The 25,665-nt window shown below is 64.1% G+C and carries 23 protein-coding genes; 16 read left to right on the forward strand and 7 right to left on the reverse strand.

Features of this window, described 5'->3' with window-relative positions; all coding sequences use genetic code 11:
• Positions 1-52 precede the first annotated feature (52 nt).
• A complete protein-coding gene (locus O0882_RS24140; protein WP_289952184.1) occupies positions 53-1,066 on the reverse strand; it encodes a serine/threonine protein kinase in 1,014 nt (337 codons plus the stop codon).
• 103 nt (positions 1,067-1,169) lie between these two features.
• Here O0882_RS24140 and O0882_RS24145 point away from each other — a divergent pair, with 103 nt between their 5' ends.
• The 7 genes from O0882_RS24145 to O0882_RS24175 all read left to right on the forward strand — a co-directional run bounded on the left by O0882_RS24145 (position 1,170) and on the right by O0882_RS24175 (position 8,411).
• Complete coding sequence (locus O0882_RS24145) at positions 1,170-1,868, forward strand: UPF0149 family protein (protein ID WP_034785080.1); 699 nt, start codon at positions 1,170-1,172, stop codon at positions 1,866-1,868.
• 393 nt (positions 1,869-2,261) lie between these two features.
• Positions 2,262-2,708 (forward strand): hypothetical protein, encoded by a 447-nt coding sequence (locus O0882_RS24150; protein WP_289952186.1) that lies wholly within the window; start codon positions 2,262-2,264, stop codon positions 2,706-2,708.
• A gap of 77 nt (positions 2,709-2,785) precedes the next feature.
• Positions 2,786-3,721 carry a LysR family transcriptional regulator gene (locus O0882_RS24155; protein ID WP_289952187.1) on the forward strand — a complete coding sequence of 312 codons (936 nt, stop codon included), beginning with the start codon at positions 2,786-2,788 and terminating at the stop codon, positions 3,719-3,721.
• Between the two features lie 190 nt (positions 3,722-3,911).
• A complete protein-coding gene (locus O0882_RS24160; protein WP_289952190.1) occupies positions 3,912-5,447 on the forward strand; it encodes an MFS transporter in 1,536 nt (511 codons plus the stop codon).
• A gap of 26 nt (positions 5,448-5,473) precedes the next feature.
• The gene (locus O0882_RS24165) at positions 5,474-6,544 is read left to right on the forward strand and encodes an HlyD family secretion protein (RefSeq protein ID WP_289952192.1); all 1,071 of its coding nucleotides are present in this window, start codon (positions 5,474-5,476) and stop codon (positions 6,542-6,544) included.
• The gene (locus O0882_RS24170) at positions 6,541-7,980 is read left to right on the forward strand and encodes an efflux transporter outer membrane subunit (protein WP_289952194.1); all 1,440 of its coding nucleotides are present in this window, start codon (positions 6,541-6,543) and stop codon (positions 7,978-7,980) included. The genes O0882_RS24165 and O0882_RS24170 overlap by 4 nt, the downstream gene beginning before the upstream one ends.
• On the forward strand, positions 7,977-8,411 hold the full coding sequence (locus O0882_RS24175; RefSeq protein ID WP_289952195.1) for a hypothetical protein: 435 nt from the start codon (positions 7,977-7,979) through the stop codon (positions 8,409-8,411). The genes O0882_RS24170 and O0882_RS24175 overlap by 4 nt, the downstream gene beginning before the upstream one ends.
• A 4-nt stretch (positions 8,412-8,415) precedes the next feature.
• Here the strand turns inward: O0882_RS24175 and O0882_RS24180 are convergent, their stop codons facing one another.
• The 5 genes from O0882_RS24180 to O0882_RS24200 form a co-directional block, all read right to left on the reverse strand.
• Positions 8,416-9,204 (reverse strand): ATP-binding cassette domain-containing protein, encoded by a 789-nt coding sequence (locus O0882_RS24180; protein ID WP_289952196.1) that lies wholly within the window; start codon positions 9,202-9,204, stop codon positions 8,416-8,418.
• Positions 9,205-9,212: 8 nt separating this feature from the next.
• A complete protein-coding gene (locus tag O0882_RS24185; RefSeq protein WP_289952199.1) occupies positions 9,213-10,265 on the reverse strand; it encodes an iron ABC transporter permease in 1,053 nt (350 codons plus the stop codon).
• Positions 10,262-11,200 (reverse strand): ABC transporter substrate-binding protein, encoded by a 939-nt coding sequence (locus O0882_RS24190; RefSeq protein WP_289952201.1) that lies wholly within the window; start codon positions 11,198-11,200, stop codon positions 10,262-10,264. Before O0882_RS24190 ends, O0882_RS24185 begins: the two co-directional genes overlap by 4 nt.
• On the reverse strand, positions 11,188-12,282 hold the full coding sequence (locus O0882_RS24195; protein WP_289952205.1) for a ChuX/HutX family heme-like substrate-binding protein: 1,095 nt from the start codon (positions 12,280-12,282) through the stop codon (positions 11,188-11,190). Before O0882_RS24195 ends, O0882_RS24190 begins: the two co-directional genes overlap by 13 nt.
• 195 nt (positions 12,283-12,477) lie before the next feature.
• Positions 12,478-13,377: a DMT family transporter gene (locus O0882_RS24200; protein WP_289952207.1), complete on the reverse strand. Its 900-nt coding sequence runs from the start codon at positions 13,375-13,377 to the stop codon at positions 12,478-12,480.
• A 245-nt stretch (positions 13,378-13,622) separates the two neighbouring features.
• Between O0882_RS24200 and gcvA the strand changes: the two genes are divergently transcribed.
• Positions 13,623-14,567 (forward strand): transcriptional regulator GcvA, encoded by a 945-nt coding sequence (gcvA, locus tag O0882_RS24205; protein ID WP_289952210.1) that lies wholly within the window; start codon positions 13,623-13,625, stop codon positions 14,565-14,567.
• Complete coding sequence (locus O0882_RS24210) at positions 14,564-14,911, forward strand: hypothetical protein (protein ID WP_289952212.1); 348 nt, start codon at positions 14,564-14,566, stop codon at positions 14,909-14,911. The genes gcvA and O0882_RS24210 overlap by 4 nt, the downstream gene beginning before the upstream one ends.
• Here the strand turns inward: O0882_RS24210 and orn are convergent.
• The gene (orn, locus tag O0882_RS24215; RefSeq protein ID WP_289952213.1) at positions 14,906-15,502 is read right to left on the reverse strand and encodes an oligoribonuclease; all 597 of its coding nucleotides are present in this window, start codon (positions 15,500-15,502) and stop codon (positions 14,906-14,908) included. The genes O0882_RS24210 and orn overlap by 6 nt on opposite strands.
• Positions 15,503-15,558: 56 nt before the next feature.
• Here orn and O0882_RS24220 point away from each other — a divergent pair, with 56 nt between their 5' ends.
• From O0882_RS24220 to O0882_RS24250, 7 genes are all read left to right on the forward strand, one after another.
• Positions 15,559-16,839 (forward strand): M48 family metallopeptidase, encoded by a 1,281-nt coding sequence (locus O0882_RS24220; protein WP_289952215.1) that lies wholly within the window; start codon positions 15,559-15,561, stop codon positions 16,837-16,839.
• On the forward strand, positions 16,836-17,201 hold the full coding sequence (locus tag O0882_RS24225) for a 4a-hydroxytetrahydrobiopterin dehydratase (RefSeq protein ID WP_289952219.1): 366 nt from the start codon (positions 16,836-16,838) through the stop codon (positions 17,199-17,201). The genes O0882_RS24220 and O0882_RS24225 overlap by 4 nt, the downstream gene beginning before the upstream one ends.
• Positions 17,198-18,103, forward strand: coding sequence for a ribosome small subunit-dependent GTPase A (rsgA, locus tag O0882_RS24230; RefSeq protein ID WP_096234426.1), 906 nt, complete (start codon positions 17,198-17,200; stop codon positions 18,101-18,103). Before O0882_RS24225 ends, rsgA begins: the two co-directional genes overlap by 4 nt.
• 196 nt (positions 18,104-18,299) lie before the next feature.
• Entirely contained in the window at positions 18,300-21,155 is a 2,856-nt protein-coding gene (locus O0882_RS24235; protein WP_289952223.1) for an ATP-binding protein, read from the forward strand.
• Between the two features lie 286 nt (positions 21,156-21,441).
• The gene (gene argF, locus O0882_RS24240; RefSeq protein WP_289952225.1) at positions 21,442-22,362 is read left to right on the forward strand and encodes an ornithine carbamoyltransferase; all 921 of its coding nucleotides are present in this window, start codon (positions 21,442-21,444) and stop codon (positions 22,360-22,362) included.
• Positions 22,363-22,431: 69 nt separating this feature from the next.
• Positions 22,432-23,667: an argininosuccinate synthase gene (locus tag O0882_RS24245; RefSeq protein WP_100876093.1), complete on the forward strand. Its 1,236-nt coding sequence runs from the start codon at positions 22,432-22,434 to the stop codon at positions 23,665-23,667.
• Positions 23,668-23,853: 186 nt separating this feature from the next.
• On the forward strand, positions 23,854-25,665 hold the full coding sequence (locus O0882_RS24250) for a methyl-accepting chemotaxis protein (protein WP_289952227.1): 1,812 nt from the start codon (positions 23,854-23,856) through the stop codon (positions 25,663-25,665).

Genomic DNA, 25,665 nt, shown 5'->3' on the forward strand with positions numbered 1-25,665 from the left:
AAATCAGCGCGGCAAGAAGAGGGGCGTTTACCGCCCTTTTCCCGCGTTTAGGTCAAACAGGCCACAATGGCGCTTCATCCATCAGCGCTACCTGTTCACGCAATTCCAGGATACGGTCCTGCCAGTAGCGCTGCGTGTTAAACCACGGGAAGGCGACGGGGAAGGCGGGGTCGTCCCAGCGGCGCGCCAGCCAGGCCGAATAATGGATCAGGCGCAGGGTGCGCAGCGCTTCGACCAGGTACAGCTGGCGCGGGTCGAAATCGCAAAAGTCTTCATAGCCGGCCAGGATGTCACTCATCTGGCGCACCTGGTCGCCGCGCTCGCCCGACAACATCATCCACAGGTCCTGGATGGCCGGGCCCATGCGGCTATCGTCGAAATCGACGAAATGGGGGCCGGCATCCGTCCACAGCACGTTGCCGCCATGGCAATCGCCATGCGTGCGCAGCACGGCCACGTCGCCCGCGCGGTCATAGCAGCGCTTGACGCCATCGAGCGCCTGCTGCGCCACGCTGGAATACGCGGCCAGCAGTTCGGGCGGCAGGAAATTGCCTTCCAGTAAAAACTCGCGCGGCTCGACGCCAAACGTCTGGTGATCGAGCGCTGGCCGCTCCTGGTAGGTGGACAACCCACCGACGGCGTGGATGCGGCCGATGAAGCGCCCTATCCATTCCAGCGTCGCCGGGTCGTCCAGCTCGGGCGCGCGGCCGCCGTGGCGGGGAAAGACGGCAAAGCGGAAGCCCTGGTACTGGTGCAAGGTGCTGCCATTGATCTCCAGCGCCGGCACCACCTGGATTTCGCGCTCGACCAGTTCGGACACGAACGCGTGTTCTTCCAGGATGGCCGCATCGCTCCAGCGTGCGGGACGGTAAAACTTGGCCACCAGCGGCGCGCCGTCTTCGATGCCCACCTGGTAGACGCGGTTTTCATAGCTGTTCAGGGCCAGCAGGCGGCCGTCGCCGCGCAAGCCCACGCTGTCGAGGGCGTCGAGCACGCAATCGGGGCTCAGGGCGGAAAAGGGGTGGACGGGCCGGTCGTCCTCGTGCGGCTGGTTTTCATTGTGCATAGGCGACATTGTAAGGCGCGCGCGGGCCGCCGGTGCAAACACTTCGGTGATGAAACGCCGCTAGGCGTATACTGGCGCCTTACATTCAATCAAAGAGCAAGCCATGCAACTCGAACAGCCATTATCAGAAAAAGAATTCGACGAACTAGACCAATTCCTGTTGTCGGAGCGCTGCTCCGAAGACGCGATGACCATGGATATGCTGCACGGCTATCTGACGGCCGTCGCCATCGGCCCGGAACCGATCATGCCGGCCGAGTGGTTGCCGCGCGTGTGGGGCGAAGATGCCGAAGATGCACCGAAATTCAAGAACAGCAAGGAAGAAGAACGCATCGTCAACCTGATCATGCGCTTCATGAACGAAGTACTGGTGACGTTTGAAGTGGCGCCGAAGGAATTCGAAGCCCTGTTCGTCGAACACGACTACGAAGGCCAGACCCTGATCGACGCCGAAGCCTGGTGCTGGGGCTTCTGGGACGGCATGGAACTGCGTCCTGGTTCGTGGAACGAGATCTGGGATTCCGAAGTGGCCGAGCTGATGCAGCCGATCTACCTGCTGGGCGCCGACGAAATCAAGGAAGAAGAACTGAAACTGGTGGAAGACCCGGTCAAGGCGCACAAGCTGGCGCAGGAACTGGAAGCGAACCTGCCCGCCATCCACCGTTTCTGGGTACCGCGCCGCAAGGCACCGGTGCAAACCATGAAGCGCGAAGAGCCGAAAGTGGGCCGCAACGACGACTGCCCTTGCGGCAGCGGCAAGAAGTTCAAGAAATGCTGCGGCGCCGAGCCGGCAGCCGAGTAATACCATCGCGTTACCCTGCGCCGGGCGCTGTCCTGGCGCATTTCTCTACCTCGCAGCCCTCCCCATTCGCTCGCCGCCACTGTTGTTGCCAGGCGATTGCGCCAGTCTTTTTACTTGCCTATAATCAAGAATAATCGGTGCATTCATTTGTGCTCCAAGACAGCGCATGCCAGACCGCCACATGTCCTGGCCGGTCCTCTTCACATCATGGAAATTCCAGCCTGTTTTACTATTACTCGGGGGACTCAGTAGAAAATGAGTACTACAAAGCGGATAGAGAACAAGTGCATGGATTGCGAATATACGTGGTTCCCAAGAGGGAAAGACCTATCCATAAAGTGTCCCAACTGCGGGAACCGTAATATTGGCTTCTCAAGTATAGGCCGCTCCGGCATGGGCTACTCCATCCGCAGGCTCCTCTCCAAAGGCCTGATGATTATCGGCGTTGTTATCATCGGCTTTGTTGCGTTTGGTCCACGAGCGGAAAAGGAAGCCCCCTCGACAAAGAGCCTGGTTACAGAGACGGAGCCTGCTGCGAGCGGCACGGAGCTTTCCCCGTCCGCAGCTCCACGTTTGAAGAATTTCGTCGCGACGAACGAGGAAATAGCGCCACCACAAACAATCTCGGTTCAACCACTCCCCATGGCAGAAAATGAACGCGTTGTCACCGAGGGTGAGCTTATGCTATCCAAAAAAGTATTAGCCGAAAGTTTGCTTGCATTGCAGGCCTGCGGCGACAGTACCGATGATGAGAGCAAAAGCCATTGCATCGCCCTGCAATGCGCCAAGGCAGAGCTGGCGCCGACACCGGCATGCATGGACATGCAGGCAAAAGAGTAATTTTCCTGGCGTCTGTCCGGCCTTAAGAACGGCATTGCCACCGCAGGAAGCTCCTTGCTTGGCGCTATAATTGCCGCATGAAACTCCCCGACCTGAACCTGCTCGTTGCCCTCGACATCCTGCTCGAGGAAGGCAGCGCCGTGGCCGCCGCGCGGCGCATGCATCTGAGCGCGCCGGCCATGAGCCGCACCCTGGCGCGCATCCGCGACGCCATCGGCGACCCCGTCTTCGTACGCTCCGGGCGCGGCCTGGCGCCGACTCCGCGCGCGCTGGAACTGCGCGAGCAGGTGCGCGGCGTGGTGGAGCAGGCGCACGCCATCTTCACTTCCGGCCGCGAAGTCGACCTGCGCACGCTGGAACGCACTTTCAGCCTGTGCGCCAACGACGTGTTTGTCGGCGCGTATGGCGGCAAGCTGCGCGACCTGCTGGCCAGCCATGCGCCGCACACGGTGCTGCGCTTCGTACCCGAAGGCGATGGCGCCACGGAAAACGATGCCCTGCACGCGGGCCGCATCGACCTGTACATCAGCGCGCGGCGCGCCTTTGCGCCCGACATCAAGCTGCAGCAGCTGTTTAGCAGCGGCTTTGTCGGCATCGCCCGCAGCGACCACCCGATCTTCAACGGCCCCATCAATCTCGACAGCTTTACCGAGTACGAACATATCAGCGTCTCGCGGCGCGGCCTGGCGCGCGGCCCGTTCGACACCATCCTGGCCGAGCGGGGCTACACGCGCCGGGTCTCGCTGATCAGCCCCAACTTCCAGTCGGCCATTTTCGCCGTGGCCGATTCGCGCCTGCTGCTGCCGCTGATGCCCACGCCGCTGCTGCCCATCGTCGAGCGCCTGGGCCTGAAGCTGCGCACGTTCGAACTGCCGATTCCCGTCGACAGCGTGGAAGTGTTCCAGGCCTGGCACCCGCGCCTCGACCACGACCATGCGCACCGCTGGCTGCGCCGCATGATCAAGGATTTGTGCACGGGGTCAGACCCTTGCGGGTCTGACCCCAGCATTTGATTTGGGGGAGTTTGATTTGAACTCACCCGCCAGACGCCAAACCCAACGACAAAGACCGGGGTCAGACCCATAGGGTCCGACCCCCATCATCATTGCGCCAGACGCAACTCAGACTTCATCAATGATCAATTTTCACAAGATTAACGGCTACCTATACTGCGTGGACTGATTCTCATCCACGGAGTTCCCTGTGTCCGCTGTACCCCTTCCCGGCGCCGCCCCTGCGGCCGCGCCACCCGCACCTCCCATTTTCGGCCTGCGCCTGGCCACGGGCCTGGCCGGCGTGCTGCTGGCCGTGCTGGTGTCCGGCCTGAATGAAAACATCACCAAGGTCGCGCTGGCCGACATCCGCGGCGCCATGGGCATCGCGCGCGACGACGCCAGCTGGCTCGTGGCCCTGTATGCGGCCGCCTCGGTATCGGCCATGGCGTTTGCGCCATGGTGCTCCGTCACCTTCTCGCTGCGCCGCCTGACGGCCAGCGCCATCATCGTCTGCATGGCCGCCGGCGTGCTGTGCCCATTCGCGCCAAACCTGTCCGTTCTGATGTTCCTGCGCGTGGTGCAGGGCGCGGCCGGCGGCGCCCTGCCGCCCATGCTGATGACGGTGGCGCTGCGCTTCCTGCCGCCGGACATCAAGCTGTATGGCCTGGGCGGCTATGCGCTGAGCGCCACCTTCGGTCCCAGCCTGGGCACGCCGCTGGCCGCCTTCTGGACCGAGTACCTGGGCTGGCAATGGGCCTTCTGGCAAGTCGTCCCGGGCAGCATCGTCGCCCTGCTGATGGTGTCCTGGGGCTTGCCGCAAGACCCGCTGCGTCTGGAGCGCTTGCGCCAGTTCGACTGGCGCGGCCTGCTGCTTGGCCTGCCCGCCATCAGCATGCTGGTGGTCGGCATGCTGCAGGGCGAGCGCCTGGCGTGGTTCGCCTCGCCGCTGATCTGCGTGCTGCTGGGCGGCGGCCTGCTGCTGCTGGTGCTGTTCCTCATCAACGAGTGGTCGCACCCACTGCCGTTTTTCAAGCTGCAGCTGCTGTCGCAGCGCAACCTCAGCCATGCCCTGCTGACCCTGGGCGGCGTGCTGTTCGTGCTGCTGGCCGTGATCCTGATTCCCTCGTCCTACCTGGCGCAGGTGCACGCTTACCGCCCCCTGCAGACGGCACCCGTGATGCTGATGGTGGCGCTGCCGCAGTTGATCGCCCTGCCGCTGGTGGCCGCCCTGTGCAATCTGCGCGCCGTCGACTGCCGCTGGGTGCTGGCCATCGGCCTGGCCCTGCTGGCCCTGTCCTGCGTGCTCGGTGCGCGCATGTCACCGGACTGGATCCGCACGCATTTCTACCTGCTGCAAGCGGTGCAGATCTTTGCGCAACCGATGGCCGTGATTCCCTTGCTGCTGCTGGCCACCACGGGCCTGGCGCCGCAGGATGGCCCTTTCGCCTCGGCCTGGTTTAACACCATCAAGGGCATGTCGGCCGTCGTCGCCACAGGCGTGCTCGATGCGCTGATCACGCGCCGCAACCATTTTCATTCGACGGTGCTCAGCGAACGCCTGGGCAACCTGCCGGCCAGCGTGGACATGGCAGGTTTGGATCCTGGCCTGGCGCAGCGCATGCATGCGCAAGTCGTCACCCTGACCTCGTCCGACCTGTACCTCACGGTGGCCGCCATCGCGCTGGCCATGATCCTGATCATTCCCATTCTGCCGACGCGCGTCTATCCGCCGCGCGCCGCCTGACTTTTACTTCACGAAAGAGCTTCACCATGCAAAAACCCATACTGCGCTCGCGCGCCTTTCTTCTCGGCCTGGCCTTGCTGGCCTGCGCCCTCGCCTTTTGCGCCTGGCAACTGCTGTTCGCCCGTGACGACGAACAAACCACCGACGACGCCTTTGTCAGCGCCGACTACACCGTGCTCTCCCCCAAGGTGGGTGGCATCGTGCGGGAAGTGCTGGTGGAAGACAACCAGACTGTCAAGGCGGGCCAGCTGCTGGCGCGCATCGACGACCGCGATTACCAGGCCGCCGCCGCCTCGGCCCGCGCCGACGTCGCCGGCGCCGAAGCGCAGCTGGCGAATGCCCGCGCCACCTTGCAGCGCCAGCAATCGGTGATCGAGCAGGCCAGCACCCTGGTCGACGCCAACCAGGCGGAAGACAAACTGGCGCAGCAGGAACTGGCCCGCTCAACGCACCTGGCCGGCCAGGGTGCGGGCAGCGTGCAGAACGCGCAGCAGGCGCAATCGCGCTTCGATGTGAGCCGCGCGCGCCTGGCGCAAAACCGCGCCGCCCTGGTCTCCACCCGCAAGCAGACGGACATTTTGCAGGCGCAGCAAGGCGCGGCCGAAGCATCCCTGCTGCGCGCCCGCGCCAGCCTGCTACGCGCCGAACTGGATCTGTCGCATACGCAGCTGCGCGCCCCCATCGACGGCATCGTGGGACGCCGCGCCGTGCGCGTCGGCGCCCTGGTGGCTCCCGGCGCCAGCCTGATGGCCGTGGTGCCCCTGAACCGCAGCTTCGTCGTCGCCAACCTGCAGGAAACCCAGCTGACCCACGTGCGCCAGGGCCAGCGCGCCAGCATCGCCGTCGACGCCTATCCGGGCGTACTCCTGCACGGTACGGTGCACAGCATCGCGCCCGCCACGGGCGTGACGTTTGCCGCCATCGCGCCGGAGAACGCCACCGGCAACTTCACCAAGGTGGTGCAGCGCATCCCCGTCAGGATCGCGCTCGATCCCGGCCAGGATGGCGAACATCGCCTGCGCGTCGGCATGTCGGCCGAAGTGCGCATCGATACGGCCATGCGCCGCCAACAGCTGCAACAGGTGAGCGCGCGATGAAAGCACTGATCTTCATCACAGCCCTGGGCCTGGCTGGCTGCACCAGCGTCGGCAGCGACTTCCAGCGCCCGAACAACGATCTGGGACAGCAATGGCGCCAGGCGCAGGATGCCCGTTTCGCCGCGCAGCAGGATGGCGCCATCGAGCAGCGCTGGTGGGACAGCTTTGGCGACGCGACTTTATCCTCCCTGCTGCAGCGCGCCGCCGGCGCCAACCTCGACGTGCTGGCGGCAAGCAGCCGCCTGGAACAGAGCCGCGCCGCGCGCGGTGTGGCCGGCGCCGCGCAAGGCCCGTCCCTGGGCGCGAATGGCAGCTATGGCCGTGCGCGCAACAGCGAACAAGGCTTGAGCGACCCGTCGCGCAACAACGGCCAGGCCGCCTACAGCCTGTGGCAAAGCAATCTCGACGCGGCCTGGGAACTGGACCTGTGGGGCCGCGTGCGGCGCGAAGTGGAAGCGGCTGACGCGCGCGTCGACGTGGCGCTGGAAACGCAGCGCGGCGTGCTGCTGGCCGTGCTGGCCGAGACGGCGCGCGACTACATCGAGCTGCGCGGCGCGCAGCAGACCCTGGCCATCACACAGCAACTGCTCGATATCGCCCGCCATACATTGAACCTGACGCGCATCCGCCTGCGCGAAGGCGCGGCGACGCAGCTCGACGAAGCCGAGGCGGCGGCCCATGTGGCCACCATCGAATCGCGCCTGCCGCCGTTGCAGCAGCGCGAAGCGCGCCTGGGCAATGCCCTCGCCCTCTTGCTGGCGCTGCCGCCGCAGTCGCTGCGGGCGGAACTGGCGGAGGGCAAGGACATTCCGGCCGTGGCGATGCAAGTGCAACTGGGCGTGCCCAGCAGCCTTGCCGAGCGGCGGCCCGACATCCGCCGCGCCGAAGCGCAGCTGCACGCGGCCACTGCCGCCATCGGCGTGGCGCAAGGCGATTTTTATCCGCGCATCACGCTCTCGGGCAGCGTCGGCCTGCAAGCGATGCAGCTGTCCGATATCGGCTGGGACGCCAGGCGCTTTGCCTTCGGCCCCGGCTTCAGCGTGCCCCTGTTCGATGGCGGCCGCCTGCGCGGCAACTTGCAATTGCGCGAGGCGCAGCAGCAGGAAGCGGCCATCGCCTACCGCCAGACGGTGCTGGCCGCCTGGCACGAGGTGGAGGATGCGCTATCTGGCTACCAGGCCAACGCCCGCCGCCAGGCCAGCCTCGATGAAGCCGTCAAACAGGGACGCCGCGCGCTGGGCAGCGCGGAACTGCAATACCGCCAGGGCGGCACGGACTTGCTCAACGTGCTGCATGTGCAAAACACCTTATTGAACAACGAAGCGGCGCTGGTCGACAGCCGCGCCACCGCGTCGCTGTCGCTGGTCCAGGTCTACAAGGCGCTGGGCGGCGGCTGGCAAGCCTTTTCAACCACCTCGCAAGGAAGCACGCCATGAAACCGAATCCCGCACATTTTTCCATCCACGACGTCAGCGACTTTCCCATTGTGCGCTTTCGCCCCGAAACGGCCGTCACCGGCTATGCCCCGCTGTGGGAAAACGACATGGACGCCCTGCTGCGCCACGGTGTACCGTTCGTCATGCTGTTCGAAGCGGAACGCAGCGACGAAGCGCACGTCGACCGCAAGCGGCGCGGCCTGTGGCTCAAGCACAACAAGGTGGCGCTGGCCGCCATTTGCCGGGGTCTGGTATCGGTCGAGGCGGATGCGGAACAGCGCGCGCGCCTGCAGGCGATGGCAGCCGGCGCCATGAAAGCCTTCGGCATTCTGCAGGAGGTGGCGACCACGCGCGAACAGGCCGAGGCCCTGATGGTGTGGCTGCTCGGTAGCGGCCAGATGGCGCGGCCGCGCGCGGCGGACGTGTGGTAGCAATCTAGGCGGCCCGGCGCACGGCGCTCCTGGCGGGGATGACGCACACGTCGCCATCGCTGCTGGTCGCCGTCGTCAGGGCGATGCCGTACAGCGCGGCCAGGGCGGGCACGGCACCGGCATCGCTGGCGATATCGGCCACCAGCTGGCCCGAACGCACCAGCAGCAGGCGCTCGAAGCCCAGCAAGGCGTGATTGATGTCGTGCAGGATGGCGATGACGGCGTGGCCGCGCGCGGCGCAAAACTGCTGCAAGCTGTCGAGCAAATCGAACTGCAGGCCGGGATCGAGCGCCGCCAGCGGTTCGTCGACGAGTATCAAGCCATCGCGCACATCCCACATCTGCGCGAAGATGCGCGCCAGCTGCACCCTGGCCTGCTCGCCACCGGACAGGGTATCCAGGCGGCGGCCCAGCAAATGCGCGGCGTGCGCCAGGGCGGCGGCGTCCTGCACGATCCGTTCCAGTTGCGGGTCGACCAGGCGCGCCACTCTTCCCAGGCCGATCACCAGCGCGCACTGCAATCCGAAGGCCACGCTCGATGCCTGTGGCAGGACGGCGCGCCGCAGGGCCAGTTCGGCCAGCGGCCACTGCGCCAGCGGCCGGCCCGCGAATATCACCTGGCCCGCCTGCGGATGCAATTCGCGCGCCATCAGTTTCAACAAGGTCGACTTGCCCGCGCCGCTGGGACCAAGGATGGCGATGCGCTCGCCCGGCACCACGCGCACGTTGAAGGGGCCGAAATACTGCTGGCCCAGTTGCGTGGTGGCGAAGGATAGTTCCAGTATGGGTGTCATGTTCACCTCTAGGCGCTGGCGTGGCGGAAACGCCGCAACAGCATCAGGAAAAATGGCCCGCCCAGCAAGGCCGTGAAGATGCCGACAGGGACTTCCGCGGGAATGGCAACCGTGCGCGCCAGGGTATCGGCCAACAGCAACAGCAAGCCGCCCATCAGCATCGCCAGCGGCAATACCTTGCGCTGGTCGGCGCCCAGCCAGGTGCGCACCAGGTGCGGCGCGATCAGGCCGATGAAGCCGATGCCGCCGCACCATGCGACGGCAAAGCCCGTCAGCACGGCCACCAGCACGATCACCTGCGTGCGCAAGCGGCCCACGTCGACGCCCACATGCAGGGCTTGCGCTTCGCCCAGCGCCAGCGCGTTCAATGAACGCATCAGGAAACGCGTGGCCCACAGCGCGCCGGCCAGCACCAGCAGCAAAGCCACCACCTGGCGCCAGCTGCCCGCCGACAGCGAACCCAATGTCCAGAAAGTCAGGGTGCGCAACTGGTCGTCGCTGGCCAGGTAGATACACAGGCCCATGACGGCCACCGTGATGGCGTTCAGCGCCACGCCCGTCAGCAGCAGGCCGACGATGGAGCCTGGCGTGGCCCAGCGGGCAACCCGGTCGAGCAGCACGCAAATGAGCATGGCGCCGGCAAACGCGGCCCCCGGCAGCAGCCACACGCGCAGCTCGGGCGCCACGTGCAGGCTGGCGGCGAAGACGATGGTGGCCGCGCCCGCGCAGGCGGCGCCGCTGCTCACGCCCAGCAACCCCGGGTCGGCCAGCGGATTGCGAAACAACCCTTGCGTCAGGCCGCCGGCCAGCGCCAGCGCGGCGCCGATCAGGATGGCAAACAGGGCGCGCGGCAAACGGATATGCCACAGCACATAGGCGCCACCGGACAGCGCCGCGTCGCCAGATTGAAATGGCGCCAGCCAGTCGGCCAGGGCCACCGGCACGGCACCCGCCTGCACGGCGATCAGCAAGCCGCAAAGCAATGCGGCGGCCAGCAGCCCGCCAGCGCTCCAGTGTGGCAAACGCCAGGACTCTGCCGGCGTCATCGCGCGCACGTTCATGCCGCCATGGCTTGCGCAAACGCGGCGTCCAGGTCGGCCAGCGCCTGCGGCATGCGCGGGCCAAAGCCCAGCAGCAGCATGGCTTCCTGCGAGACGATGCGGTGCTTGCGCCCGGCCGGCGTCTGCGCCAGTCCTGGCAGTTTCAAGATGCCGTCCACGCCGCCCGAAGCCTTCAAGCCCTGGTCCGTGACGAGCACGATGTCGGGCCGCGCGGCGATCACGGCTTCCGGCGTGAGCGGTTTGTAGCCGGAAAATCCGCCCTGCCCGCCCATCACATTGACGGCGCCCGCATACGCGAGCATGGCGTCGGCGCCCGTCTCGCGCCCGCCCACCATCACCTGGTTCGGCGCATGGGCGAGGATGAACAGCACGCGCACGGCTGATGGTACCGGTGATTGGCTGCGCTGGCGCACCTTGGCCAAGGCGCCGTTCCACTGCTGTTGCAAGGCTTGCGCCAGGCGCGCAGCCGGATCGGGCCGGCCCGTGATCTGGCCCACCTGTTTCACGCGCTCGAGCAAGCCTTCGAATTTGTTATTCGCATTCAGCACCGCCACCGGCACGCCCGCGTCGCGCACCTGACGCAGCACCGCTTGCGGCCCCGCCTCCTCGGTGGCGATCAGCTGCGTGGGGGCCAGCGACAGCACGCCCTCGGCCGACAAGGTGCGCGCATAACCCACCTGCGGCAGTTGTTGCGCCACGGCCGGATACAGCGAGGTGGTATCGACGCCCACCAGTTCGCCCTGCGCCTCGAGCGCATAGACGATTTCCGTCAGGGCACCGCCCACGCTGACGATGCGCCGCGCTTTCGCCACAGGTTTACCCGCGTCGGACACTGCGGCCAGCACCTGCATCGGCGCGGCCAGCGCCAGCGCTCCCGCTCCCATTTTTTTCAGCGCGATGCGGCGCGCCACGCTGGCGGCGATCATGCGGCGCATAGTTCGCCCTCCTGCACGACGCGCTCGACGATGTGGCGCCATTCGCACAGCTCATGCACGCCCGGCTTGCGTTCGCCGAAGAACATGACGATGGTGTCGCCCCTGGCGTCGAACAGTTCCACCGACGTCACCAGGCCATCGACCGTGGGCTTTTTTACCACCCAGGCGCTGGCGATATGGTCTTCGCGCAAATGCAGGTTGAAGCGCGTGTCGAGGACATTGATCCATGGCCCCATCACGGCGATCTTGTGCACGGGACCCGAATGGATCTGGATCATGCCGGCATTGCCGACGAAGGCCATGATGGACACTTTTTCGAGGGCGGCATCGTTGAGCAGGTCGAGCACGCAGGATTTGTCGATCTGCTGCACGAAGCGCGCCTCGGCCAGGCGCAGGCCCTGCAGGCGCGAGACCGCATATTTTTTCAGCACGGTGAAAAATTCATGTGTGTCGCGCAAATCGGCCCAGGCGGCGCGAAAACCGGCCACGTCGATCTGCGCGTCGGGCAGTTCGGCCGGCGGGGCCGCCGGTGCCGTCACGGCAATGCCGGCCGCCTGGTTCGCGTCGGCAAAATGCGTCACCAGCGCGTCATAGGCGGCCAGGTCGCTTTGCGGCTTGAGGAAAATCTTGTGCACGGCGTGGCCGGCCGCATCGAAGAATTGCAGGCTGCGCTGCACTTCCTTCTCACCCATCTCCCGAACGGCAAAGCCATGCGCCCAGTGGCGGTAAAACACGCGCAAGTCGATGTCGCCACCGAGCACCAGGCCCACATGGTTGTTGTGACTGGCCTTGCGATAGACGCCCGTCTTTTCATGCACGCACGAGGCGTTGCGCGTCAGCGCCATGACTTCGCCCAGCGGTTCCAGCGCGCCGATGATGGCGGGCCAGTCGGCCTGCAGGCGCACGGCGCCCAGCAAGGCGCCATCGGCCAGCGACAGGCCCGCATGCGCGGCGATCAGCTCGCCTTCGGCTATGCCCAGTTCCTCGGCGATGTCGCGGTGGCGGGCCTTCTTTTCGCGGCGCAGGCGGGAAAATTCGCTGGCGACCAGTTCGGTATTGCAAATGGGGAACGTGCTCGACACGGTGTCTCCTTTCAAGGCGAACACTGGCTGGCATGCGGAGGGCTGGCTGGTGGTGGGGGAATCTTGAAGTCAATTATAAATGAGAATCATTCGCAATCAAGACTTTATGTGCAAAAAAAAGCGCCGCGACAGGAAACCCGTCGCGGCGCCAAAGGAGACCGATCGATACAGCCGATCAGTTCAGGAAAAACAGGATCAGGCGCTGGCCTGCACGCCCGGCATGGCTGCCGGCTTGGCAGTGGGCCGCTGCGCCAGCAAGACGACGGCGGCCAGCACCATGGCGCCGCCGAGCAATTGCGTGCCGCTGACGGATTCTTTCAGCATGGTCACGCCGAACGCCATCGTGATCACAGGTTCAAACGTGGAAATAATGGATGCCTTGGCCGCGCCGATTTGCGCCACGCCGGCAAAGAAGGCGGCAATCGCGATGGCCGTCGAGAACAGGGCAATGGCGCTGACGGCCAGCCAGCCCGTCGGCGTGCCCGGAAAGGCCACACCTTGCCACAGGGCAATCGCAGTATTCGACAGGCCAGCCGTGCCCAGGATCACCACGCAAGCGGCCAATGGGTGAATATTCTCGCGGCTTTTCGACAGGCTGTTGCCAAACAGGATGTACACGGCGTACACGCCGGCGGCCATCAATGCCAGCGCGATGCCGATGGGCTGGCCCTGCAGCTTGCCGCCCAGGGTGATGGCCATGCCGGCAATCGCCAGCGCCATCAGCACCAGCATGCGCCGGTCCAGCTTTTCCCAGCCCAGCGCCAGCGCCAGGATCGTCACCAGCACGGGATACACGTACAGCAACATGCCGCACAGGCCGCTGCTGGCATACATCAGGGCATTGAAATAGCCTTGCGACTGGGCCGTGTACATCAAGCCCATCAGCATGTAGCCGGCCAGCAGGCGGCCGCGCGGCAAGCGCCAGCCACCGAGCCACACGAGCGGCAGCAACAGCATGGCGGCGATGACGAAACGCAAAGCAAGCATGGTCGACGGGTTGACCCCGGACGCATAGGCCGCCTTGGCAAACACTGCGGAACTGCCGAAACCGGCGGCCGACAGCAACACCAGCGCAACGGCGCGGCGATCAGACATGACTAAACCTCTTTGAGTACCCCTGGGCAAACCTGCTGCGTATCGCGACGGTTTTCCCAGGCGTTGTAAATATTAATGCCAAGCAAGGCTGGAAGGTGATGCGTACGTGAAATACATGCGTGAATCCTATTGCGGGTCACTTCACGCAGTGACGGCATCATATTCGCTTGCGCAAAATGAAACAAACCAATATTCTTCACGGATAGACCGAATAATACTGAGGCTCAATTCCCTTGAAGAGTGCCATGTCACGTCCCTTGCCCCCACTCGCCGCCCTGCACGCCTTCGAGGCGGCTGCCCGCCATGAAGGCTTCCAGCGCGCGGGCGAAGAATTGCACGTCTCGGCCGGCGCCATCGGCCACCACGTGAAACAGCTGGAAGCGTGGCTCGGCGTCGTGCTGTTCCAGCGCCTGCCGCGCGGCGTGGTGCTCACCAGCGCCGGCCAGCGCTATGCGGCCTCGCTGGGCCCCATCCTCAACCAACTGGCCGACGTCTCCGAGCAGGCCCGGCGCCAGGGCGATGACAAGGTGGTGACGGTGACGGCCACCAGCTCGCTCGTCTCACGCTGGCTGATGCCGCGCCTGGGCCGGCTGCGCGACCGCTACCCGCAGATCGAACTGCGCGTGCTGGCCTCGATGCACCCGGTCGACCTGGCGCGTGATGGCGTCGATGTGGCCATCCGCCTGGGACCGGGCCGCTATCCGGGCCTGAAAGTGGATTTACTCATGGAAGAATGGTTTTCCGCCGTCTGCAGCCCCGGCTTTCGCGCCAACGCGGCCAGCCTGCGCCAGCCCGCCGACCTGCTGCGCTATCCGCTGCTGCACGACGAACCGGAAGTGCACCTGCCCGGCGAAATCGACTGGACGCGCTGGCTGCACAGCTGCGGCGTGCATTACAGCGGCAATAGCGGCAACAGCGGCGCGCGCTTTTCGCACACGTATTTATGCCTGGACGCGGCCGCCAGCGGCCAAGGCGTGGCGATTGCCGCCAGCCCCCTGATCGGCGACGATTTAAGAGCGGGCCGCCTGGTGCGCGTGTTCGAACACGCGGTGCGCGGTCCCCACTGCTATTACCTGCTGCGCTCGCCCCAGGCGGAAACGCGGCCCCTCGTGCATGCATTCTGCGAATGGCTGATCGCCGAGGCGCGCGCCGACCAGGAAACCGTCTGGCCCACCGTGGAGAGCGCATGAGTCGCCGCGAACTGGCGCGCAGCGCCGAATACATTGTCCAGCATGCGTATGAACAGGCCAGCGTGATCGCTGCCGATGGCCGGCAAGCCAGTCTGGGCGAGTTCTATGGCGACCCGGCCGTGGCCTTGATCGATATCCATGAGCAATGGTGCGCCGTGGCGGGCGAGGGATTGGTGCTGTGCCGGCTGGGACAGCCGTTCGGGCAGTGCTCGGCATATTTCCGCCAGCCAGGCGAAACAGTGTGGATCACGGACTTGCGGCAAACGGGACCGTTTGCGCTGGAATGGCAGGGCGAGGATGGCGCTTGGTCCGCCCTCGCCTTTGGATCGTGCGAAAAATTATAACTTGATGAAATTTTCGCGGTAGTACTTCAGCTCTTCGATCGACTCCAGGATATCGGCCAACGCCGTGTGCTTCTGGTGTTTCTTGAAGCCGGTGGCGATTTCCGGCTTCCAGCGCTTGCACAGCTCTTTGAGTGTCGATACGTCAACATTGCGATAGTGGAAGAACGCTTCCAGCTTCGGCATGCCGCGCACCATGAAGCGGCGGTCCTGGCCGATGGTGTTGCCGCACATGGGCGACTTGCCTGCCGGTACGTATTTCTTCAGGAACGCGATCAGTTCCGCTTCCGCCTGCGCTTCCGTCACGGTCGACGCTTTCACCTTGTCGATCAGGCCCGAGCGGCCGTGCGTGCCCTTGTTCCAGGCATCCATCTTGTTCAGGGTTTCATCCGACTGGTGGATCACGAACACGGGGCCTTCGGCCAGCAGGTTCAAATGCATGTCCGTCACCACCACCGCCACTTCGATGATGCGGTCGGTATCGGGCTCCAGGCCCGTCATTTCCATGTCGACCCAGACCAGGTTCATCTCATTTGGACGTGCCGGGACAACGGATGCGGGGGTGGATGCAGTTAAGTCGGTCGCTTGTGACATAATTCTCTCTTGGCCTAATCAAACTAAATAATCAGCCATTTTCTCACAGGCACAGAATGTATTCACTCGCGTTTTCGATTTTGTTTGTATCCGTCCTCGTTTTGACCCTCGCCGTGCGCTTCTGGCTCGCTTCGCGGCAGATTCGCCACGTGCTGGCGCACCGCGCCGCTGTCCCGCCCGAATTCGCGGAAAAGATCCCCCTGGCCGCGCACCAGAAGGCGGCCGACTACACGGTGGCGAAAACCAAGTTCGGCTTGCTGACCTTGCTGGTCAACTACGCCGTGCTGATCGGTTTCACCTTGCTGGGCGGCTTGCAGTGGCTGGCGCTGTCCCTGAATGAATGGATGGGAGCGGGCTCGCCCATGCTGTACCAGATCGGCCTGATCGCCGCCTTTGCGGCCATTTCCGGCCTGATCGACCTGCCTTTCGAGTACTACCAGCAGTTTGTGCTGGAGCAACGTTTTGGCTTCAACATGATGAGCAAGAGCCTGTTTTTCACGGATTTGCTCAAGAACATAGGCATCACGGCGGTACTTGGCCTGCCGCTGCTCTGGGTCATTCTTGTCTTGATGGCGAAAAGTGGCGACCTGTGGTGGTTCTATGCCTGGATCGTCTGGAGCGCATTCTCCTTGCTGATGATGATCATCTATCCGAACTTTATTCAACCGCTGTTTAACAAATTCACACCCCTGGCCGATGCAGCGCTGAAAAGCCGCATCGAAGGCTTGATGCAGCGCGTGGGTTTCGCTTCGAAAGGCTTGTTCGTGATGGACGGCTCGAAGCGCAGTGCCCATGGCAATGCGTATTTCTCGGGTTTTGGCGCCAACAAGCGCATCGTCTTCTTCGACACCCTGCTGTCGCGCCTGGCGCCGCAGGAAATCGAAGCCGTGCTGGCGCATGAACTGGGCCATTTCAAGCTCAAGCACATCGTCAAGCGCATCGCCGTGATGTTCGTCATCTCGCTGGGCTTTTTGGCGCTGCTGGGCTTCCTGAAGACGCAGCCATGGTTTTATGCGGGCCTGGGCATCGATCCCGTCACCCTGGCACTGACGGGCCAGCCGACGGATGCGCTGGCGCTGCTGCTGTTCATGCTGGCCTTGCCCGTCTTCACTTTTCTGCTGGGACCGCTGACCTCACTCAGCTCGCGCAAGCACGAATTCGAAGCCGACGCCTTTGCCGCCACGCACACGCAGGCGGACGACCTGGTCTCGGCCCTCGTCAAAATGTATGAAGACAATGCGTCAACCCTGACGCCCGACCCGCTGCACTCGGCCTTCTACGACTCGCACCCGCCGGCCAGCGTGCGCATCCGCCACCTGAAAGGGGCTACGACATGAATACGCCATCGACTTCGCAAGACCTGGCCCAACTGTCCTGCGCACCGCGCCAGCAGGCGCTGGGCGACACGGACATCGCCACCCTGCACGCCCTGCTGCCGCAATGGACGGTGCAAAATGGCAAGCTGTGCCGCGACTTCGGCTTCAAGAATTACTACCAGACCCTGGCGTTCGTGAACGCCCTGGCCTATATGACCCATACGCAAGACCACCATCCGGAGCTCATCATCACTTACAAAACCTGCGCCGTGCGCTACGATACGCACTCGGTCAACCAGGGCGCCGGCGGCCTGTCCGAAAACGACTTCATCTGCGCCGCCAAGGCTGACCTCATCTACCAGAGCAGCCAGGTGACCCCATGAGCGAAGGCAAGTTGACGGGTATCATCATCGCCGCCCACGGCCGCCATTACCTGGCCGACGTGGATGGCGCCAAGCTGCAATGCGTGACGCGCGGCAAGAAGACCAATGTGGCCGTGGGTGACATCGTGCACCTGACGCGCACTTCCAACGACCAGGCCGTCATCGACCGCATCGAGGAACGCAAGACCCTGCTGTACCGCTCGGACCAGTACAAATCGAAATTGCTGGCCGCCAATTTGACGCAGCTGTTCATCGTCGTGGCAACGGAACCGGGCTTTGCCGACGACCTGATCTCGCGCTCGCTGGTGGCGGCCGACGCGGCCGGCATCGCGGCGCGCATCATCCTGAATAAAACGGACGTGACGGCCTCGCTGGAGCGCGCGCGCGAACGCCTGCTGCCGTATTCCTCGATGGGCTATCCCGTCGATGAGGTATCGGCGCGCGCCGAACCGGAGCACGCCGTGGCCACCCTGGCGCCGCTGCTGGCGGGCCAGTCGTCGATCCTGATCGGCCAATCGGGCATGGGCAAGTCGTCGCTGATCAACCTGCTGGTGCCGGACGCGGACATCGCCGTGCGCGAAATCTCGGCCGCGCTCGACACGGGCAAGCACACGACGACTTTTACGCGCCTGTACAAACTGGACGAACTGGGCGCCAACAGCTCCATCATCGATTCGCCCGGCTTCCAGGAGTTCGGCCTGTACCACTTGTCCGAAGGCATGCTGGAACGGGCCTTCCGCGAATTCCAGCCCTACCTGGGCGGTTGCAAGTTCTACAACTGCCGCCACCTGATCGAGCCGCAATGCGCCATCCTGCAAGCCTTGTCTGAAGGCAAGATCGCCAAGATGCGCCATACCCTGTATGGCCAGCTGCTGCACGAATCGGCACAGACGCTGTATTAATAGCGCGCGCAGCACCAGCAGGCGCCTGGTCAGCCATCGAACGCCGGGGACAAATCGCCCCCGCCGGTGGCAACATGCCAGATGAATAATTCTGACCGGCGCACTGAACAATTCCCCTGAATGCAGCTTACAATGCCATGACGCATGGCCTGTACGGTCGCAGGCTGGCGCTACTGTTGGCGGGGAGAATGCTTGAATGGAAATGTTCGCGCTCGAACATGACGTAGCGCAGTGGGAAAGCGCATTGCTGCCGTTGCGCGGCGCCGGGCGCGTACCGCTGCTGCTGTTGCTGTCCTGGCATTTGCGCCAGCGTGATTGCACTAGAGCAATTCAACTGAGCGAGGAAGCGCACCTGCTGCTGCCGCTGGGCGGCCAGGAAGCGGCAGCACTGGAAAAGGCGCGCGCGCGCCTGCAACTGGTGCAGGCGGAAGTAGCGTGGCTGCAAGGCGCGCTCGACTCCGCGGAAAGCCTGGCCATGGCGGCACGCGCCACCTGCGACGCGCACGGCGACGCCGTCGGCTGCGCCGACGCCCACTGGCTGCTGTCCTCGATCGCCGTCGACCGGGGCGACCATGCCCGTTGCGATGCCGAACTGCTGGCCGCGGCGGAGCAAGCGCGCGGCGCCGGCGATGCGATGCGCGCCCGCCTGGCCGACGCGGCCTCGGCGCGCTGGGCCGTCTTGCGCGATGCGCCAGCCGCGCAAGCGCGCTGGGGCAAGCACTTCCAGGCCGACAGCGCCAGCGGCAAGCTGCCTGCGCCGCTGGCCGCCTGGGTGCATGACTTCCGTGGCTTGCTGGCGCATACGTCGCGCGACCTGGGCGCGGCTGCCGGCCACTACATGCAAAGCTATGAAGCGGCGCTGGAAAGCGGTCAGCTGCGCGGTGCCATCACGGCCGCCATCAATATCGGGGACTGTTTCTCCAGCCTTAACGACAACGAATCGGCCCTCGAATGGATGCAGTGCGCGCTGGACCTCGCGCGCCCCACCGGCTGGCCGCGCAGCATCGGCGCCTGCCAGACGCATACGGCCGAAACCATGCGCAAGCTGGGACGCCTGGCCGCCGCCGAAGACTTGCTGCGCGAAGCGCTGCACATCCTGGCGCCCGTGTCGGGTGCGCGCACGTATGCCAACGCGCTGTTCCACCTGGGCGAACTGAGTCTGGACAAGGGCGACTACGACACGGCGCTCGACGCCTTCAGCCGCCTGGCGCAGCGCGCCGAAGCGCTGGGCCAGGCAGATTTCCGCAGCATGGCGCAGCGCGGCAGCGCCCACGCGCTGTCCTACCTGGACCGCCCGGACGAAGCGTTGCAGGCAGCCGAGCGGGCGCGCCAGCTGGCCACGGCGCAGGGCGACGCCATGCACCAGGTGGCGGCGCTACGCGTCTTGTCCATGCTGCATGCGCGCCACGAGCTGCCGCCGCCGGCAGGCATGCAGGAACGCAATCCGGCCCTGCATTTCCTGCACCAGGCGCTGCAGGTAGCCGCTTCCATCGACGGCTATGTGCCGCCCGGCGAACTGCTCGATGCGCTGGCGCGCGAATACGCGCATGCAGGCGACTATGCGCGCGCCTACGATATCGCCCTCGCTGCGGGCGTGGCGCGCGAAAAAAGCCACACCCAGCAAGCCAGCAACCGCGCCACCGCCATGCAGGTCTACCACCAGACGGAACATGCGCGCTCGGAAGGCTATCACCACCGCGAACTGGCCGCCTCCGAAGCGCGCCGCGCCGAAGTGCTGCAACAGACCAGCGACACCCTGGAACGGCTGTCGGCCATCGGCCAGGAAATCACCACCCACCTGGACGCCAGCGCCGTGTTCCAGGTGCTGGACCGCCACGTGCATGCCTTGCTGCCAGTTAACACCTTCGCCGTCTACATGCTCGATGCGGCAGGCACGGCGCTGCGCCGCGCGCACGGCATGGAAGCGGGCCGTCCCCTGCCCGACAACGCCATTCCACTGAGCAATCCACGCGCCTACTCCGTGCGCTGCCTGCTAGGCCGGCGCGAAGTGTATATCGACCAGGTACCGCCCAAACGCCACGCCTACACCGTGCCCGGCACCCTGCATAACCAGAGCGTGCTGTACGTGCCCTTGACGGTGGGCGAGCGCGTGCTGGGCGTGATGACGGTGCAGGCTTGCCATGCCCATGCCTACGGCGAACGCGAGCGGCTGATCTTCCGCACCCTGTGCGCGTATGGCGCCATCGCGCTCGACAATGCCAGCGCCTACCGGCAGCTGCAAGATGCCCAGGCGCAACTGGTGTCGCAGGAAAAACTTGCCGCCCTCGGTTCCCTGATGGCCGGCGTGGCGCATGAACTCAATACCCCGATCGGCAACAGTCTGTTGATCGCCAGCACCATGCAGCAAAAGACGGAAGACGTGGAACGCATGATGAACGGTCCCGGCCTGCGCCGCTCGGACCTGGCCGCCTTCATCGAGGATGCGGGCAAGGCGTCGGCGCTGGTGATGCGCGGCTTGCACAGTGCGGCCGACCTGGTCAACAGCTTCAAGCAGGTGGCCGTCGACCGCACCACCGAACAGCGGCGCCAGTTTGACCTGCAACAGGTGAGCAATGAAATCATCGCCACCGTCATGAACCGCATCCGCAGCTCGGGCCACCGCATCGAGACGGACATCGCATTCGGCATCGCCATGGACAGCTATCCGGGCCCGTTCGGCCAGGTGGTCACCAACCTGATCAACAACGCCCTGCTGCACGCGTTCGCTCCCGCGCCCAACAATGGCGGCGCCGGCGCGGGCTGCATGCGCCTGTCCGCCACGCTCGATGGGGCGCGCGTGCAGATCGTCTTTGCCGACAATGGCGGCGGCATCGCCGAACAGCATCTGTCGCGCATCTTCGACCCCTTCTTTACTACCAAGCTGGGCCAGGGCGGCAGCGGCCTGGGTTTGTCGATCAGCTACAACATCGTCACGGCCTTGCTGGGCGGCACCATCCAGGTGGCCAGCAGCTCCTCCGGTACGCGTTTCACGCTCGATCTGCCCCTGCTGGCGCCGCAGATCGATGCGGCCACCCCGGCCAACATCTATTGAGCCGGCAAGAGCCTGGCTGGACGCGGCCACTTGTCTACACAAGTACCCGTCCGGCCAGTCTTTCCAATCTAAAAGCAAAACCCTTATAATTGAATGGCTGAAGTCCCTGCCATTGCATGATTTACAACTTGGCAAACCGCATCGACCCGCGCGACAAACAGGCACGGGCACCGATCAACACAGCAGCGCGCCGGGCGAGGCAGCCATCAGACGAGATGTTGTACGCTGATGCAACCCGGCGGGAAAGGCACGCCGCCGGCGGCCTGCGCATCTTCAAGTGGTCATTATGTCGACAAAAAAACCGATCAAGCACTACCTCCAGTTCTCCGATTTCACGTTGGAAGAGTATGAATATGTGATCGAACGCGCCCATCTGATCAAGCGCAAGTTCAAGAATTACGAAATCTACCATCCACTGATCGACCGCACCCTGGTGATGGTCTTTGAAAAGAACTCCACCCGCACGCGATTGTCGTTCGAAGCCGGCATGCACCAGCTGGGCGGCGCCGCCATCTACCTGAACACGCGCGATTCCCAATTGGGGCGCGGCGAGCCGGTGGAAGACGCGGGCCAGGTCATGTCGCGCATGTGCGACATCATCATGGTGCGCACGTTTGGCCAGGAAATCATCGAGCGTTTCGCCGCCAACTCGCGCGTGCCGGTGATCAATGGACTGACCAATGAACACCACCCGTGCCAGGTGTTTGCCGACATCTTCACCTACATCGAACACCGCGGCTCGATCACCGGCAAGGTCGTCGCCTGGATCGGCGACGCCAACAACATGCTGTACTCGTGGCTGCAAGCGGCCGAAGTGTTCGGCTTCCACGTCAACGTGTCGACGCCGAAGGGCTACGACATTGACCTGGCGCAAGTCAAGACCGAGCGCTACACCTTCTTCGCCAATCCATCCGACGCCTGCGAAGGCGCGCACCTGGTCAACACGGACGTGTGGACCAGCATGGGTTACGAAGCGGAAAACGCGGCCCGCATTGCCGCCTTCGACGGCTGGATCGTCGATGGCGCGAAGATGGCCCGCGCCGCGCCCGACGCGCTGTTCATGCACTGCCTGCCCGCCCACCGCGGCGAGGAAGTGGCCGCCGAGGTGATCGACGGCCCGCAATCGGTGGTGTGGGACGAGGCGGAAAACCGCCTGCACGTGCAAAAAGCGCTGATCGAATACCTGTTACTGGGTAAAATCAACTAATTCGCCAGGCACTGCAACCATTCTGGCAGCATCGCAATACATACATCGACAACGACAACTGGAAGCAATATGAGCGACATTAAAAAAGTAGTCCTGGCCTATTCCGGCGGACTCGACACCTCCGTCATCCTGAAATGGCTGCAAGATAACTACCAGTGCGAAATCGTCACCTTCACGGCCGACCTGGGCCAGGGCGAAGAACTGGAACCGGCGCGCGCCAAGGCCATCAAATTCGGCATCAAGCCGGAAAACATCCATATCGAAGACGTACGCGAAGAATTCGTGCGCGATTTCGTCTTCCCGATGTTCCGCGCCAACACCGTGTACGAAGGCGAATACCTGCTGGGCACCTCGATCGCCCGTCCGCTGATCGCCAAGCGCCTGATCGAAATCGCCAACGCCACCGGCGCCGACGCCATCTCGCACGGCGCGACCGGCAAGGGCAACGACCAGGTGCGTTTCGAACTGGGCGCCTACGCGCTCAAACCTGGCGTGAAAATCATCGCCCCATGGCGCGAATGGGACCTGCTGTCGCGCGAAAAACTGCTGAAGTACGCGGAAGACGCCGGCATCGACATCGACATGAAGCACAAGAACGGCGGCGCGCCGTACTCGATGGACGCCAACTTGCTGCATATCAGCTTTGAAGGCCGTCACCTGGAAAACCCGAGCGCCGAAGCGGAAGAGACCATGTGGCGCTGGACCGTCAGCCCTGAAAAGGCGCCGGACGAAGCGGAATACCTGGACATCGAATACGAAAAAGGCGACATCGTCGCCATCAACGGCGTGCGCATGTCGCCCGCCACCGTGCTGGCCGAACTGAACAAAGTGGGCGGCAAGCATGGCGTGGGACGCCTGGACCTGGTGGAAAACCGCTACGTCGGCATGAAATCGCGCGGCTGCTATGAAACCCCGGGCGGCACCATCATGCTCAAAGCCCACCGCGCCATCGAATCGATCACCCTGGACCGCGAAGTGGCCCACCTGAAAGATGACCTGATGCCGCGCTACGCGTCGATGATCTACAACGGTTACTGGTGGGCGCCCGAGCGCGTTGCACTGCAAACCCTGATCGACCACACGCAGGAAACCGTGAACGGCTGGGTACGCATCAAGCTGTATAAGGGCAATGTCATCGTCGTCTCGCGCGATTCGAAAACGGATTCGCTGTTCGACATGAACATCGCCACCTTCGACGAAGATGGCGGCGCCTACAACCAGGCCGACGCCGGCGGCTTCATCAAGCTGAACGCCTTGCGCATGCGCATCGCCGCCATCGCCCGCGAAAAACGCGGCCAGAAGTAATCCCCTGCCGGGAGGCAACCCCTCCCGCGCCAACCCAAGCCGCCCACGGGCGGCTTTTTTACGTCTGGAACGCACTCGTCCGTGATTTACTCCCCTGCGCCCCCCTGGATTGCCCCCCGTTTTGCTGTCCCCGTGGCAAAATGCTACAGTGCAATTTAGTCGAAACTTCCCGCTTCCGGAGCCACCATGTTCAAAGACCTGAGTATCAAGAATAAACTGTACCTGGGCTTCGGCTCCATCGTGGCCATCATCCTGATCCTGCTGGGCGTCGCCTACAACAGCTTTTCGCGCCTGTCGGAAGCCAATGCATGGGACCGCCACACGATGGACGTGCTGGTCGAGATCGACAAGATCCACAATTCCATCCTGCAAATCCAGGTGGAGGTGCGCGGGTTCATCCTGACCGGCAACGAAGCCTCGCTGACGCCGGAAACGGATGAAACGGAGGTGCTGAGCCAGCACACGCAAAAAGCCATCGCCATGACGGTCGACAACAAGCAGCAGTCGGAACGCTTCCGCAAGATCGACCAGCTGACCACGACCTGGGTCAAGGACTGGATCAATCCGCTGATCGAAAAACGCCGTGCGCTGGGCAATGGCCCGGGCGCCACGGAAGCGGTGGCGCGCAGCATGCCGCCGACCGGCTACCCCGCCGTCGCGCAAGCGAACAAGCTGCTCGATGAAGTCGCTGCCGAAGAGTCCCGCTTGCTGGCCGAGCGCACGGCCAACACGACAAAATTGCAGGAAACCATGATGCTGACCCTGGCCTTGGGCGGCTTGCTGTGCGTGGTGCTGGCGCTGGGCATTTCCTTCCTGTTGGGCCGTTCCATCCTCGGTCCGCTGAACAACCTGACCGATGCCGTCGGGCGCATCGCCGGCGGCGAGCAGAACGCGCGCGCCGCCATCCTCTCGCGCGACGAGCTGGGCAAGGTCACGGAAGAATTCAACCGCATGGCGCAAACCATCCAGGACAACCAGGCCAATGAACTGGCGGCCACGAATACCTTGCGCGCCAAGGTCGATTCGCTGCTGGAAGTGGTCTCAAAAGCGGCCTCGGGCGACCTGACGGGCAAGGTCGGCATCACGGGCAGCGATGCCATCGGCCAGCTGGGCAACGGCCTGGCGAAGATGTTCGAGAACCTGCGCAGCCTGCTCAACAATGTGCAAAAGGCCGGCATCCAGGTCACGACGTCGGCCACGGAAATCGCCGCCTCGGCACGCCAGCAGGAAGCGACCGGCATCGAGCAGGCGCAAACCAGCGTGGAAATCCTCAGCACCACCAAGGAAATTTCGGCCAACACGAGCCAGTTGCTCAAAACCATGGAAGACGCCACGGCCGTGGCCGACTACACGACGAATGCCACGGCCGAAGCGCAAAACAACCTCAAGCGCATGGATTCGACCATGCAGCACATGGTCTCGGCCACCGATTCCATCAACGCCAAGCTGGCCGCCCTGTCGGAAAAGGCCAGCAATATCAATAGCGTGCTGATCACCATCACCAAGGTGGCAGACCAGACCAATATCCTCTCGCTGAACGCCGCCATCGAGGCGGAAAAGGCGGGCGAAGCGGGCCGCGGCTTCTCCGTGGTGGCAACTGAAATTCGCCGCCTGGCCGACCAGACCTCTGTTTCCACCTGGGATATCGAGCAAATGCTCAAGGAAATGCAGTCGGCCGTGTCGGCCAGCGTGATGGGTATGGATAAATTTTCCGAGGAAATTCGCCGCAGCGTGGGCGAAGTGCGGCAAGTGGCCGAGCAGCTGTCGTCCGTGATGGACCAGGTGCAAAAGCTCACGCCGCAATTCGATGCCGTACTGCAAGGCATGCAATCGCAAGCGATAGGCGCCTCGCAGATTTCCGACACCATGATGCAGCTCAACGACGCCACCCAGCAAACGGTGGAGTCATTGAAAGCCACCAGCGAGGCGGTGCACCAGCTGCAATATGCGGCGGGCGACCTGCAGTCGAGCGTGTCGACCTTCGCCGTCAACATCTGA

The sequence above is a fragment of the Janthinobacterium sp. SUN073 genome (assembly GCF_030397665.1).
Classification (GTDB): Bacteria; Pseudomonadota; Gammaproteobacteria; order Burkholderiales; family Burkholderiaceae_D; genus Janthinobacterium.

Excerpts from the sequence above, each read along its gene's own strand:
- O0882_RS24235 (WP_289952223.1), top strand. The coding sequence starts at position 18,300 with ATGGAAATGTTCGCGCTCGAACATGACGTAGCGCAGTGGGAAAGCGCA.
- O0882_RS24180 (WP_289952196.1), bottom strand. The coding sequence starts at position 9,204 with ATGACACCCATACTGGAACTATCCTTCGCCACCACGCAACTGGGCCAG.
- O0882_RS24150 (WP_289952186.1), top strand. The coding sequence starts at position 2,262 with ATGGGCTACTCCATCCGCAGGCTCCTCTCCAAAGGCCTGATGATTATC.
- O0882_RS24210 (WP_289952212.1), top strand. The coding sequence starts at position 14,564 with ATGAGTCGCCGCGAACTGGCGCGCAGCGCCGAATACATTGTCCAGCAT.
- O0882_RS24145 (WP_034785080.1), top strand. The coding sequence starts at position 1,170 with ATGCAACTCGAACAGCCATTATCAGAAAAAGAATTCGACGAACTAGAC.
- O0882_RS24175 (WP_289952195.1), top strand. The coding sequence starts at position 7,977 with ATGAAACCGAATCCCGCACATTTTTCCATCCACGACGTCAGCGACTTT.
- O0882_RS24220 (WP_289952215.1), top strand. The coding sequence starts at position 15,559 with ATGTATTCACTCGCGTTTTCGATTTTGTTTGTATCCGTCCTCGTTTTG.
- rsgA (WP_096234426.1), top strand. The coding sequence starts at position 17,198 with ATGAGCGAAGGCAAGTTGACGGGTATCATCATCGCCGCCCACGGCCGC.
- O0882_RS24250 (WP_289952227.1), top strand. The coding sequence starts at position 23,854 with ATGTTCAAAGACCTGAGTATCAAGAATAAACTGTACCTGGGCTTCGGC.
- O0882_RS24155 (WP_289952187.1), top strand. The coding sequence starts at position 2,786 with ATGAAACTCCCCGACCTGAACCTGCTCGTTGCCCTCGACATCCTGCTC.
- argF (WP_289952225.1), top strand. The coding sequence starts at position 21,442 with ATGTCGACAAAAAAACCGATCAAGCACTACCTCCAGTTCTCCGATTTC.
- O0882_RS24140 (WP_289952184.1), bottom strand. The coding sequence starts at position 1,066 with ATGCACAATGAAAACCAGCCGCACGAGGACGACCGGCCCGTCCACCCC.
- O0882_RS24245 (WP_100876093.1), top strand. The coding sequence starts at position 22,432 with ATGAGCGACATTAAAAAAGTAGTCCTGGCCTATTCCGGCGGACTCGAC.
- O0882_RS24170 (WP_289952194.1), top strand. The coding sequence starts at position 6,541 with ATGAAAGCACTGATCTTCATCACAGCCCTGGGCCTGGCTGGCTGCACC.
- O0882_RS24165 (WP_289952192.1), top strand. The coding sequence starts at position 5,474 with ATGCAAAAACCCATACTGCGCTCGCGCGCCTTTCTTCTCGGCCTGGCC.
- O0882_RS24200 (WP_289952207.1), bottom strand. The coding sequence starts at position 13,377 with ATGTCTGATCGCCGCGCCGTTGCGCTGGTGTTGCTGTCGGCCGCCGGT.
- O0882_RS24190 (WP_289952201.1), bottom strand. The coding sequence starts at position 11,200 with ATGCGCCGCATGATCGCCGCCAGCGTGGCGCGCCGCATCGCGCTGAAA.
- orn (WP_289952213.1), bottom strand. The coding sequence starts at position 15,502 with ATGTCACAAGCGACCGACTTAACTGCATCCACCCCCGCATCCGTTGTC.
- O0882_RS24185 (WP_289952199.1), bottom strand. The coding sequence starts at position 10,265 with ATGAACGTGCGCGCGATGACGCCGGCAGAGTCCTGGCGTTTGCCACAC.
- gcvA (WP_289952210.1), top strand. The coding sequence starts at position 13,623 with ATGTCACGTCCCTTGCCCCCACTCGCCGCCCTGCACGCCTTCGAGGCG.
- O0882_RS24225 (WP_289952219.1), top strand. The coding sequence starts at position 16,836 with ATGAATACGCCATCGACTTCGCAAGACCTGGCCCAACTGTCCTGCGCA.